The organism is Micromonospora sp. NPDC005305 (assembly GCF_040607315.1).
GTDB lineage: Bacteria > Actinomycetota > Actinomycetes > Mycobacteriales > Micromonosporaceae > Micromonospora.
The window spans coordinates 560083-571830 of the sequence record NZ_JBEXGL010000001.1 but is presented as its reverse complement, the minus strand read 5'-3'; the positions used below and the strand labels follow the sequence as shown (position 1 = coordinate 571830).

Annotated in this window: 12 protein-coding genes; 2 read left to right on the top strand and 10 right to left on the bottom strand. The window is 74.0% G+C overall.

All coding sequences use genetic code 11. The features are described 5' to 3' along the window. Positions 1–20: 20 nt before the first annotated feature. The 10 genes from rdgB to ABZS80_RS02690 all read right to left on the bottom strand — a co-directional run bounded on the left by rdgB (position 21) and on the right by ABZS80_RS02690 (position 7534). On the bottom strand, positions 21–638 hold the full coding sequence (rdgB, locus tag ABZS80_RS02735) for an RdgB/HAM1 family non-canonical purine NTP pyrophosphatase (RefSeq protein WP_355054125.1): 618 nt from the start codon (positions 636–638) through the stop codon (positions 21–23). Positions 639–672: 34 nt separating this feature from the next. Then, positions 673–1398, bottom strand: a complete 726-nt coding sequence (gene rph, locus ABZS80_RS02730) for a ribonuclease PH (RefSeq protein ID WP_151463075.1) — start codon at positions 1396–1398, stop codon at positions 673–675. Between the two features lie 51 nt (positions 1399–1449). Then, positions 1450–2127 carry a hypothetical protein gene (locus ABZS80_RS02725; RefSeq protein ID WP_355054124.1) on the bottom strand — a complete coding sequence of 226 codons (678 nt, stop codon included), beginning with the start codon at positions 2125–2127 and terminating at the stop codon, positions 1450–1452. Positions 2128–2192: 65 nt separating this feature from the next. Next, positions 2193–2939, bottom strand: coding sequence for an MBL fold metallo-hydrolase (locus tag ABZS80_RS02720; protein ID WP_151463077.1), 747 nt, complete (start codon positions 2937–2939; stop codon positions 2193–2195). A gap of 226 nt (positions 2940–3165) precedes the next feature. Then, positions 3166–4131 (bottom strand): pyridoxal-phosphate dependent enzyme, encoded by a 966-nt coding sequence (locus ABZS80_RS02715; RefSeq protein WP_355054123.1) that lies wholly within the window; start codon positions 4129–4131, stop codon positions 3166–3168. 14 nt (positions 4132–4145) lie between these two features. Beyond that, complete coding sequence (locus tag ABZS80_RS02710; RefSeq protein WP_355054122.1) at positions 4146–4481, bottom strand: MoaD/ThiS family protein; 336 nt, start codon at positions 4479–4481, stop codon at positions 4146–4148. A gap of 70 nt (positions 4482–4551) precedes the next feature. Continuing rightward, the gene (locus ABZS80_RS02705; protein ID WP_355054121.1) at positions 4552–5037 is read right to left on the bottom strand and encodes a M67 family metallopeptidase; all 486 of its coding nucleotides are present in this window, start codon (positions 5035–5037) and stop codon (positions 4552–4554) included. A 55-nt stretch (positions 5038–5092) separates the two neighbouring features. After that, positions 5093–5596: a DUF2017 domain-containing protein gene (locus ABZS80_RS02700; RefSeq protein WP_355054120.1), complete on the bottom strand. Its 504-nt coding sequence runs from the start codon at positions 5594–5596 to the stop codon at positions 5093–5095. Further along, positions 5593–5883, bottom strand: a complete 291-nt coding sequence (gene clpS / locus ABZS80_RS02695; protein WP_091269570.1) for an ATP-dependent Clp protease adapter ClpS — start codon at positions 5881–5883, stop codon at positions 5593–5595. Before clpS ends, ABZS80_RS02700 begins: the two co-directional genes overlap by 4 nt. 115 nt (positions 5884–5998) lie before the next feature. After that, positions 5999–7534, bottom strand: coding sequence for a hypothetical protein (locus ABZS80_RS02690; protein WP_355054119.1), 1536 nt, complete (start codon positions 7532–7534; stop codon positions 5999–6001). Positions 7535–7762: 228 nt separating this feature from the next. Between ABZS80_RS02690 and ABZS80_RS02685 the strand changes: the two genes are divergently transcribed. Next, positions 7763–10441 carry a LuxR C-terminal-related transcriptional regulator gene (locus ABZS80_RS02685; RefSeq protein WP_355054118.1) on the top strand — a complete coding sequence of 893 codons (2679 nt, stop codon included), beginning with the start codon at positions 7763–7765 and terminating at the stop codon, positions 10439–10441. Between the two features lie 16 nt (positions 10442–10457). Beyond that, positions 10458–11744: a nicotinate phosphoribosyltransferase gene (locus ABZS80_RS02680; RefSeq protein ID WP_355054117.1), complete on the top strand. Its 1287-nt coding sequence runs from the start codon at positions 10458–10460 to the stop codon at positions 11742–11744. Positions 11745–11748 lie beyond the last annotated feature (4 nt).

Genomic DNA, 11748 nt, shown 5'->3' with positions numbered 1-11748 from the left:
GATCGGGGCGCGGGTTCACGTCAGGTGGCCGGCGGGAGCACCTTGGCGACCAGCTTGGCCAGCTCGCGCAGCGCCTTGCCCCGGTGGCTGACCGCGTCCTTCTCCTCCGGGGTCAGCTCCGCGTTGGTCCGCTCCTGCCCGTCGCCCAGGAAGATCGGGTCGTAGCCGAAGCCGCCGTCACCGCGCGGGGCGCGCAGCAGGCGGCCCGGCTGCCGGCCGTCGACCAGGTGCTCCTTGCCGCTGGGCAGCACCAGCGCCACCGTGCAGACGAAGGCGGCACCCCGGTGCTCGTCCGGCAGGTCGGCGATCTGGTCCAGCACGAGCTGGAAGTTGGCCTGGTCGTCGCCGTGCCGGCCGGCCCAGCGGGCGCTGAACACGCCCGGCATGCCGTTGAGCGCGTCCACCGCCAGGCCCGAGTCGTCGGCGATGGTGGGCAGGCCGGTCCGCCGGCAGCCCTCCCGGGCCTTGATGAGCGCGTTCTCGCCGAAGGTCAGGCCCGACTCGGGCAGCTCCGGGTATTCCTCGACGTCGTCCAGGCCGAGCAGGGCGATCCGGTGGGCGCCGAGCGCGCCGTCGAGGATCCGCTGCAGCTCGACGAGCTTCTTCCGGTTGCGGGTGGCCAGGAGCACCGTGTTCATGTTCAACGCCTTCCGCTGCGCGTCAGCCAGTTCATCAGTTCAGTGCCTTCCGCTGCGCGTCGGCCAGGTCCAGGCAGCCCGCCACGCCCAGGTCGAGCAGGGCGTCCAGCTGCTCCCGGGCGAAGACGCCGGCCTCGCCCGTCCCCTGCACCTCGACGAAGTCACCGGTCCCCGTGCAGACCACGTTCATGTCGACCTCGGCCGCCACGTCCTCCTCGTAGCAGAGGTCGAGTCGCGGCTCTCCGGCGATGATGCCCACGCTGACCGCGGCCACCGACCGGTGCATCACCTTCTCCACCTTGCCCGCCAGGGCCTTGCGCTCGGCGAGCCAGGTGACCGCGTCGTGCAGCGCCACGTACGCGCCCGTGATGGCGGCCGTCCGGGTGCCGCCGTCGGCCTGGAGCACGTCGCAGTCGAGCACCACCGAGTTCTCGCCGAGCGCCTTCAGGTCGACGCAGGCCCGCAGGCTGCGGCCGATGAGCCGGGAGATCTCGTGGGTCCGGCCACCGACCCTCCCCTTGACGCTCTCCCGGTCCGAGCGGGTGTTCGTGGCCCGGGGCAGCATCGCGTACTCGGCGGTCACCCAGCCGAGGCCGGAGCCCTTGCGCCAGCGGGGCACTCCCTCGGTCACGCTGGCCGTGCAGAGCACCCGGGTCGCGCCGAACTCGACGAGCACCGAGCCCTCCGGGTGAGTGCTCCAGCCCCGGGTCAGGGTCACCGGTCGGAGTTGGTCGGGCCGCCGCCCGTCAGGTCGCGCCATCCCTGCACCCTATGTGGTGCCGTGATCGAACCGCCCCCGGGTGCCCACCGTTCAATCGTGCCAGCCGACGCTCAGCGTCACGGTGACCGAACCGTCGACGCTGCTCCTCCCGCTGCGGGGGAGGACACTGACCACGCTGGCGGTCATCGAGAAGCCGTCCCGCTTCCAGGTGAAGACGCCACAGGTCGGGATTCCGGGGTCGGCCAGGCAGGTCCGCATCCGGTCCACGGTGATGGGCAGGCCGGCGTTGGCCAGCCACGCCTGCAGGCTCTGCGCCACGTCGACGGGGCAGGCGCCCCGCTGGCAGACGAGCTTGTAGGTGGCGCCGGCCGTGTTCTCGTCCGCCGCGACGCCGGAACTCGTGAAGCCGGCGGGCACACCGGCGTCGTCGACCATCTCCTTGCGCTGCTCCTGCAGCTGGCGGGGCTGGTACCAGCCGTTGTAGGTGAAGGCGCCGCAGCAGCAGAGCCCGAGCAGCAGCGCGCCGACGGCAAGCACGACCGCCACCACCCGGCCGGCGCCGGACCGCTTCCGCGGCGCCGGGTGCGGGCCGGGCGGGAAGGGCGCGGGGTACGGCGGGTGCGGCGGGCCGCCGAACGGCCCCGGGTACGGGCCACCGGGCGGCGGCGGTCCGGCCGGCGGCGGCCAGCCCGGCGCGGGCGGCTGCTGGGCGGGCGGCCAGCCGGACGGCTGGTGCGGGCCGGATGCGCCGGAGGAGGGGTCGGTCACCCGCGTGATCTTAAAGCGCGCTCACCGTCCGCGGCTGCCCCGTCGGCCGCCGTCGGCCAGGGCCGTCAGACGTCGTACGAGGCGCCGGCGCGGACCACTTCGAGCGGCCCGGTGTACGCCCCGGCCGCCGACTCCACGGTGTGCGACTCGCTGCCCCAGGCGGGGACGAGGTGGGTGAGCAGCAGCCGACCCACCCCCGCCTTGGTGGCCGCCTCGCCGGCCTCCCGGCCGGTCAGGTGCAGGTCCGGTGGGTTGTCCACCCCGTCCATGTAGCTGGCCTCGCAGAGGAACACGTCGGCGCCCTGGGCGAGGCGCAGCAGCGCGTCGCAGGGCGCGGTGTCCGCCGAATAGCAGAACACCCGGCCGCCGTGCTCCAGCCGCACCCCGTACGTCTCGACCGGGTGGTTCATCCGGTCGACGGTGACGGTGAACGGGCCGATCGGGAAGGTGCCCGGCTGCAGGCCGTAGAACTGGTAGACGTCCTCCACCGAGCCCTCCTCCTGCCCGTACGCGCTGGCCAGCCGGTCCGGCGCGCCGGAGGGGGCGTACATCGGCAGGGGCGGGTACGGGCCGTCCGGGGCGTACCGGCGGACCACCACGTAGGACACCGCGTCGAACATGTGGTCGCAGTGCAGGTGGGTGAGGAGGATGGCGTCGGGGGCGTGCAGCCCGACGTAGCGCTGGAGCGTGGAGAGCGAACCCACCCCGAAGTCGATCAGGAGCCGGAACCCGTCGGCCTCCATCAGGTAGGCGGAGCAGGGAGACTCGGGCCCGGGGAAGCTGCCCGCGCACCCCAGGACGGTCAGTCGCATCCGGTCGCCTCGATCTCACGCTCGGTAGTCGACACGCCGGCGGTCGCCCCGCCGATGATCACTACCGACGCGTTCGCCACGCTGCGCAGCCTACGCGTCGGCCTAGTCGGGCAAGAATCATCTGCCGGAAGTTGTCATCAACGTGACACCCGCACACATCCGGTCCCTGGGAGGTAACGGTCGGTTCGGTCTGCGGCGTGCGCAGACCGAACCGACCGTCGCGCCGTCAGGCCCAGAGCTGCCCCTCCAGGGCGTCCTCGGCGTCCGCGAGGGTGCCGCCGTACGCCCCGGTCGACAGGTACTTCCAACCGCCGTCGGCGACCACGAAGGCCACGTCGGCGCGGCGGCCGTCACGGACCGCCTCGTGCGCCACCGCGAGGGCGGCGTGCAGGATCGCCCCGGTGGAGAAACCGGCGAAGATCCCCTCCACCTCGACGAGCTGCCGGGTCCGCAGCACCGCGTCCCGGGTGCCCACCGAGAAGCGCCGGGAGAGCACGGTGGCGTCGTACAGCTCGGGCACGTAACCCTCGTCGATGTTGCGCAGCCCGTAGACCAGCTCGCCGTAGCGGGGCTCGGCGGCGACGACCTGGATGCCGTCGACCTTCTCCCGCAGGTAGCGCCCCGTGCCCATCAGGGTGCCGGTGGTGCCCAGGCCGGCCACGAAGTGGGTGATGGTCGGCAGGTCGTGCAGCAGCTCCGGCCCGGTCGTCTCGTAGTGCGCCCGCGCGTTCGCCTCGTTGCCGTACTGGAAGAGCATCACCCAGTCGGGGTGCTCGGCGGCGATCTCCTTGGCGGTGGCGACGGCCTGGTTCGAGCCGCCCGCCGCCGGCGAGAAGATGATCTCGGCGCCGTACATCCGGAGCAGCTGGACCCGCTCGGTGGAGACGTTCTCCGGCATCACGCAGACCAGCCGGTAGCCGCGCAGCTTGGCCACCATGGCCAGCGAGATGCCGGTGTTGCCGCTGGTCGGCTCCAGGATCGTGTCGCCGGGACGGAGCCGGCCGGCCTCCTCGGCCGCGCGGACCATGAACGGGGCCGCCCGGTCCTTGATGCTGCCGGTCGGGTTCCGGTCCTCCAGCTTCGCCCACAGGCGCACCGGAGGCGCCCCGTCGGGGACCGTTGGCGAGAGCCGCGGCAGCCCGACCAGGGGCGTGCCGCCGCTCGCGTCGAGCAGGCTGTCGTACCGTGCCATGCCGCCGACCGCCCTCAGCGGGCGGCGACGGACGCGCGGTGACCGGCGATCGCGGCCGCGGCAGCGAAGCCGAACGCGCCACCGGCCACGGCCGGCAGGATGGTGACGCTGTCGCCGTCGTTCAGCTTGGCGTCGAGCGCGCCGAGGAAGCGGACGTCCTCGTCGTTGACGTAGACGTTGACGAACCGGTGCAGGGCGCCGGCGTCGGTGACCAGCCGGGCCCGCAGGCCGGCGTGCCGGGAGTCCAGGTCGACGAGCAGGTCGCCCAGGGTGTCGCCGCTGCCCTCGACGACCTTCGCGCCGCCGGTGTAGCTGCGCAGGATGGTGGGGATGCGAACCTCGATGGCCATGATGTCTCGTGCTCCTTGTTCGGGTCGTGCCAGGTGACGGGAAGAAGAAAGGTGTGCCGGCGCTGGAAGGTCAGCGGTCGGAACACTCGTAGTCGACCGTCGCCGGGCTCTGCCCGAACATGTAGGACTGGACGGCGTGCGGGTCCACGGCAGCCACCATCTCGACCGGCTCCTCGGTGACCACGCCGTCGACGATCCGGAAGGAGCGGATCTCCTCGGTGTCGGGCTCGCGGGTCGAGACGAGCAGGTAGTGCGCACCCGGCTCCCCGGCGAAGGACACGTCCGTGCGGGACGGGTAGGCCTCCGTCGCGGTGTGCGAGTGGTAGATGACGACCGGCTCCTCGTCGCGGTTGTCCATCTCCCGCCACACCCGCAACTGCTCCATCGAGTCGAACTCGTAGAAGGTCATGGAGCGGGCGGCGTTGTCCATCGGGATGTGCCGGGTGGGGGTGTCGCTGCCGGCGGGACCGGCGACCACGCCGCACGCCTCGTCCGGGTGGTCCCGACGCGCGTGGGCCACGATCGCGTCGATGATCGACCGGTCGATGCTCAGCACGCCGCCAAGCCTAGCCCCTGGCCGTCTCGGGCCGCGAGGTGGCGGCCGTCACGACTCAGTCGATCAGGGCGTTGAGCAGGGATTCCTGGAGATAACCCAGGTACGCGTAGACCGACAGCTGGAACACCCGCGACGAGGTGGGGTCCTCGGCGACCGCCTCGTCCAGTTCCTCGCCCAGGTCGGTGCCGTCCTTGATCTCCAGCCGGACGCCCATGGCCAGCCGGGCGTCGTTGAGCGCGCGCAGCCACGCCTCGGCCGCCTCGGCGTCGAGCCGCACCTCGCCACCGGCCTCGCCGTCGGGCAGCGCGGCCAGGATGGCGCCGGCCTGGTCGATCTTGGCGGTCTTGAGGTCGCCCTCGGTGTAGCGGCGGAACTCGGCGCTGCCGGCCACGTCGTCCGGGTAGACCTCGGGGAAGAGCCGGCCGACGACCGGGTCGCCGTGGTCGAAGCCGTCGGTGAGCAGCCCGACCACCTCGGAGGCGACCTTGCGCAGCACCCGGACCTCGTCGACCGCGAAGGTGGCCACGTAGCGGTCGCCCTGCCGGCGGAACATGCTCATGACCGGTCCACCGTCGCCCAGAGGCCGTACGCGTGCAGTTGCGACGCGTCGTGCTCCATCCGCTCCCGGGCGCCGCTGGAGACGACCGCCTTGCCCTTGTGGTGCACATCCAGCATGAGTTGCTCGGCCTTCTCCCGGCTGTATCCGAAGAGCTTCTGGAACACCCAGGTCACGTACGTCATGAGGTTGACCGGATCGTCCCAGACGATGGTCACCCATGGCCGGTCGGAGACCGGCACCTCTTCGGTGTCCGGCGTCTCGACCGGCGCAACCTGTGGAGCCGCCATGCCCCCCATCGTGCCACCGGATCCGGGGAACCGATGAACCGGAACGGCGCGGCGGTCGGGATCACCCGCCCGGGCCGCGTACGCCGAGCGCGACGGCGGTGCGGCGGCCCCGACCTCAGGCGAGCAGGATGCCGTGGTCGACAGCATCGGCGAGGACCGCGGCAAGCGAGAGGCGGATCACCTCGAAGCGACGGGACACCTGGCGGGAGACCTCCAGCTCGACCTCGCGCAGTGCCCGCTGCGCCCAGGAGCGGGCCGCGTTGGGGTCGGCGTTGCCGGGCGCCCGCCAGTGCTGCCAGCAGCCGCCGTTGAGGGCCACCCCGACGGGCGGGAGCGCCTCGTCGCGCTCGGCGCCCGGATAGCCGGCGAGCGCGTCGAGGGCGCCGGTGCCGGCCAGCCCGGCCACCCCGGCCGTGCTCGTGACGAGGAGCACGCGGTCCAACTCGCGGCCGTCCGGGTGGTCGGCCAGGCCCCAGCGGACCGCGTGCACGATGCGCCGGCGCACGCCCTCGGCGAGCGGCGCGCCGAAGACCCGGGCGGCCGCGTCGTCGACGATGCCGCGGACCGCCTCGTCGCACTGCGCGGTGGCGAGCAGCGACAGCGCCTCCATCTCGCGGTCGAGCAGGTGCGGCAGGCCGGCGCAGCCGACCCCGAAGACGATCTCCTGCACCACGCGGAGGTGGATGTTGGCCAGCTCCAGGGCGAGGTGCTGGCGGATCTGCTGGGCGCAGGAGCGGGCCTGGCGGTCGATCCGCTCGGTGAGGTCGGCCGGCTCGGAGCCGGCCACCACGGGCACCCGCCCGTGCGCGCCGGGCGGCTCCGGGGGGCGGGAGCTCGCCCGGCGCAGCCCCTCGTCGGCGGCCCAGCCGACCAGCGCGCGGCGCAGCACCGAGTGCTCGCCCTGGCGGACCGGGAACCAGCGGGCCTGGGCGAGCGCGGGCACCGCGGCCAGCAGCGCGGCCCGGTGCGCCGCGACGGAGACCTCCACGGCGTCGTACCGGCGGGCGGCGGGGCCGGGCGGGCCGGGCCGGCCGGCCGACGACCCGGACGCCCCCGTGTCCTCCGTCGTCGTGCCGTCCGCCGGCGCCGCCCAGCCGGCCACGCCGGGGGTGACGGCGAAGAACACCTCGACCCGGGTGCGCGCCACCTCGGCCAGCAGGTGCAGCTCGGCCGCGCTGAACGCCTGGTCGGCGGAGATCACGAAGAGCAGGGCCCCGGCCCGGCCCGCCGCGTCGAGCAGCACCCGTCCGCCGGCCACCCCGAGGGCGCCGGTGTCCGGCGTGTCGAGCACGGCGAAGTGGCGCAGCAGCGGATCGGGCAGGCTCAGCTCCACCCGGCGCGGCGGGCGAGCGAGGGCCGGGCCGGCGGCGAGGGGGTCGGCGCGGTAGGAGTGCGGCTGGCGGTAACCCGGCACGTAGGCGGCCCGGGTGGGCACCTTGGCGTGGTGGACGAGGAGATGGCTGCCGGCGGGCACGGCGAGCATCCCGGGGTCGAGCCCGAGCAGGCCGGCGAGCAGCTCGCGGCGGCCGGCGCCGGCCGGGCCGGTGACGACGACGCCCAGCGGCTCGTCCGGCCCCGGCTCGGTCACGCCTAGCCGGGTGGGCAGCGGGGCGCAGCGGGGTGTCTCGGCCAGACCGCCCGGTTCGGGCACGTCGACCGAGGGGAGTGGACCTGGGTTCAACAGGCGGCCTCCGGTGAGGCGACCGGGTTGCGGTCCGGTCGCGTGGAAAATCCCTGGTCACAGGGCGATATCGGAAGCCTACGGCTGTCGCGGATCCGACACCGAACACATTCGATACTCACGAGTAATCGACAGATTACTCAACTTCGCTGCGTGACGGTCTACGCGCGGACGGAACACCATCGATATGCTGCACCGATGAGTCGGTGGGACTTCGTCGGCCGAACGGATGAGCTCAACCGTCTGTTGTCGGCGGTCGGCGGTCCGGAGGGACGCGGGCTGCTCTTCAGCGGCAATGCCGGGGTGGGCAAGAGTCGGTTGCTGCGCGAGGGGGTGGCCGCGCTCTCGCCCGACCGCTACGCCATCTGGTCCGTGGCGGCCAGCGCCACGACAGCCGCGCTGCCGTTCGGCGGGCTGGTCCAGGTGCTGCCGAGCGCGCAGCCGCAGGGCCTCTCCCCCGCCGGCATCCTGCGCTGGGCGGTCGACGTGCTCCAGGAGCAGGCCGCCGGCCGGCCGATCGTGCTGGCGATCGACGACGCCCACCTGCTCGACCCGCCGTCGGCGGCGCTGGTGCACCTCATCGCCCGCTCCGAGAACGCCACGGTGCTCGGCACGCTGCGCAACGGCGAGCAGATCCCGCTGCCGATCCGCGCCCTGTGGACCGACGACCTGGTCGACCTGGTCGAGCTGGGACCGCTCGGCCCGAACGAGACCACCGGGCTGCTCGCCGCGATCCTCGGCGGTCCGGTCGACGCCGGCTCCTCGGAGCGGCTGCACCGGCTCTCCGCCGGCAACCCGCTGCTGCTGCGCGAGCTGGTGCTGGCGGCCTCCGGTGGCGACGAGCTGAGCAAGACGTACGGGATCTGGAAGTGGACCGGCCGGCTGGAGCTGGCGCCCAGCCTCACCGACCTGATCGACACCCGGATCGGCCAGCTCACACCCGGCGTGCGCGCGGTGGTCGAGCTGGTCGCGTTCGGCGAGCCGCTCGGCCTGCAACTGCTGGAGCAGGCGGTGGACCCGGCCGACGTGGAGGTCGCCGAGGAGCGGGGCCTGATCTCCATGGTGCGCGACGACCGGCGGCTCAACGTGCGCCTCGCCCACCCGCTCTACGGCGAGGTGATGCGACGGCACTGCCCGGTCAGCCGCACCCGGCGGCTCCAGGCCACCCTGGCCGGGCTGCTCGAACGGGTCGGCAAGCGGCGCCGCGACGACCTGCTGCGGGTCGCCGTGTGGCGGCTCGACTCGGGCACGGCGCAGGACCCGGCCCTGCTGCTCGACGCGGCCGCCCAGGCCTTCGGCCGGTACGACGTGCCGCTGGCCACCCGGCTGGCCCGGGCGGCGCTGGACGGCGAGGGCGGCTCGGACGCCGCGGAGCTGCTCGCCACGATCCTCATGTTCGCCGACCGGCCGGACGAGGCCATCGCGGTGCTCGACCAGGTGGCCGGGGCGATCCAGGACGACCGGCGGCGCGGCCGGTGGCTGACCGCCCGGGGCATGGTCAGCTACTGGGGGCTGAGCCGGGAATCCACCGTGGAGGAGATCGCCGCGCGCGGCGCCGAGCTGACCGATGCCGCCGACCAGGCCCGGGTCCGCGCCTTCGAGGCGATCATGCGGCTGCACCGGCTGGACACCGACACCGCGGTCCGGCTGGCCCAGGCCGTGCTGGACCGGCCGGCGGCCCCGATGGCCGCGCGCGAACTGGCCCGGTGCACCCTCGCGCACCTCCAGGCCGCGCAGGGGCAGTACGTGCGCAGCGCCACCGCGATCGCCCGGGTGCAGGCCGAGGCGGCGTGCTGGCGGGGCGACATGCCCTACCTCCAACTCGCCATGGAGCTGGCCCGGGGCACCCGGCTCGCGCTCTCCGGCGACCTGGCCGGCATCGACGCGATCGTCGCCGACGAGTTCGCCGACCTGGCCGGCGCCGGGGACTTCCGGCTCGGCACCGGCTACCTGGCCATCCTCCAGGCGTACGCGGCGCGGCTACGCGGGCGCGGCGACGAGGCGCTGAAGACCAGCCTCGACGCCTGCGCCGTGCTCGCCACCAGCCGGGTCTACGCCGGCCTGGCGCACGCCGAGCGCGCCCAGGCGGCGGCGCTGCGCGGCGACGCCACGCACGCGGCCGAGGCGATGGCCGAGGCGGACCGCACCCACGCGCCCGGGATGGCGGTGCTCTACCCCTGGCTGGAGCAGGCCCGGGGCGCGGTGCACGCGGCGGTCGGCGACCTGCCGGCGGCCACCAAGCACCTCACCGCGCTCGCCGACCGGCTGCGGGCGGACGGCCTGGCCGGGCACGAGCTGCTGGTCCTGCTCGACCTGGTCCGCTTCGACCAGGCCAGCGCGTCGATCGGGCCGACCTGCACCGACGGCGACCGGCGGACCGTGGCGCAGCGCCTGACCGAGCTCTCCGAGCAGGTCGACGGGGTGCTGCCGCCGCTGGTCGCCCGGTACGCTCGCGCCACCGTCGACGGCTGCCCCGACGACCTGCTCGCCGTGGCCGACGGCTTCGCCGCCCGGGAGCTGACCGTCTACGCCGCCGAGGCGACCGCCATGGCGCTGCACCGGATGCGCGGCGGCCGGCCCGGGGCGACCGGCCCGGCCCGCGAGCGCCTCGCCGAGCTGCTCCGCCGCTGCGACGAGGTGTCCACGCCGGCGCTGCGGCTGCTCCGCCCGACGCTGAGCGAGCGGGAGTGGGAGGTCGCCCGGCTCGCCGCCGACGGCGTGACCAGCCGCACCATCGCCGAGCGGCTCTTCCTGTCCACCCGCACGGTGGAGAACCACCTCCAGCGGGTCTACAGCAAGCTCGGGGTGGCCGGCCGCGCCGAGCTGCGGGCCGCATTGCGGTCGATGCCGGGCCACGACGGCACGGATCCGGCCTGAACTCTAGGCTGAGGCGGTGAGCACCCTTCGCCCCGCGCTGCTGACCGACCACTACGAGCTGACCATGGTCAGCGCCGCCCTGCGGGACGGCACGGCCGACCGTCGCTGCGTCTTCGAGGTGTTCAGCCGGCGGCTGCCGGCCGGCCGCCGCTACGGCGTGGTCGCCGGGACGGGCCGGCTGGTCGACCTGATCCGCGACTTCCGGTTCGACCCCGCGGAGATCGACTTCCTGCGCCGCACGGGCGTGGTGGACGACCGGGCCGCCCGGTGGCTGGCCGACTACCGCTTCACCGGCGACGTCGACGGGTACGCCGAGGGCGAGCTGTTCTTCCCCGGCTCCCCGATCCTCACCGTCTCCGGCACCTTCGCCGAGTGCGTGGTGCTGGAGACGCTGGCGCTGTCGGTGCTCAACCACGACTCCGCGGTGGCCGCCGCGGCGGCCCGGATGGTCACGGCCGCCCGCGGCCGGGCGCTGATCGAGATGGGCTCCCGCCGGGCGCACGAGGAGGCCGCGGTGGCCGCCGCCCGGGCCGCGTACCTGGCCGGGTTCCGGTTCACCTCCAACCTGGCCGCCGGCCAGCGCTACGGCATCCCCACGGCCGGCACCGCCGCGCACGCGTTCACCCTGCTGCACGACGACGAGCAGGCGGCGTTCGCCTCGCAGGTCGCCACGCTGGGCAAGGACACCACGCTGCTGGTCGACACCTACGACATCAGCCAGGGCATCCGCAACGCCATCGCGGTGGCCGGGCCCGAGCTGCGCGCGGTCCGGATCGACTCGGGCGACCTGGCGGTCATCGCCCAGCAGTCCCGCGAACTGCTCGACTCGCTCGGCGCCACCGAGACGAAGATCATTGTCTCCGGCGACCTCGACGAGTACGCCATCGCCTCCCTCGCCGCCGAGCCCGTCGACATGTACGGCGCCGGCACCGCCGTGGTGACCGGCTCGGGCGCACCCACCGCCGGCCTGGTCTACAAGCTGGTCGAGGTGGAGGGGCGCCCGGTGGTCAAGCGCTCCGAGCACAAGGCCACCATCGGCGGCCGGAAGGTGGCCGTCCGCCGGCACAAGCCGACCGGCACCGCCACCGAGGAGGTCATCGTGCCGCAGGGCGTGCCGGACCGGCAGCCCAACGACCGGCTGCTCCAGCGCGCGTTCGTCGTCGAGGGCGAGCCGGTGGCGCTGCCCACTCTCGACGAGTCCCGGGAGCACCTGCGGGAGTGCCTGATCTCCATCCCGTGGGAGGGGCTCAAGCTCTCCGGCGGCGATCCGGCCGTCCCGGTGACCGTCGTACCCGCGAGCTGAGAGG

Excerpts from the sequence above, each read along its gene's own strand:
- ABZS80_RS02720 (WP_151463077.1), bottom strand. The coding sequence starts at position 2,939 with ATGCGACTGACCGTCCTGGGGTGCGCGGGCAGCTTCCCCGGGCCCGAG.
- ABZS80_RS02710 (WP_355054122.1), bottom strand. The coding sequence starts at position 4,481 with ATGGCCATCGAGGTTCGCATCCCCACCATCCTGCGCAGCTACACCGGC.
- ABZS80_RS02700 (WP_355054120.1), bottom strand. The coding sequence starts at position 5,596 with ATGAGCATGTTCCGCCGGCAGGGCGACCGCTACGTGGCCACCTTCGCG.
- ABZS80_RS02685 (WP_355054118.1), top strand. The coding sequence starts at position 7,763 with ATGAGTCGGTGGGACTTCGTCGGCCGAACGGATGAGCTCAACCGTCTG.
- clpS (WP_091269570.1), bottom strand. The coding sequence starts at position 5,883 with ATGGCGGCTCCACAGGTTGCGCCGGTCGAGACGCCGGACACCGAAGAG.
- ABZS80_RS02715 (WP_355054123.1), bottom strand. The coding sequence starts at position 4,131 with ATGGCACGGTACGACAGCCTGCTCGACGCGAGCGGCGGCACGCCCCTG.
- rph (WP_151463075.1), bottom strand. The coding sequence starts at position 1,398 with ATGGCGCGACCTGACGGGCGGCGGCCCGACCAACTCCGACCGGTGACC.
- rdgB (WP_355054125.1), bottom strand. The coding sequence starts at position 638 with ATGAACACGGTGCTCCTGGCCACCCGCAACCGGAAGAAGCTCGTCGAG.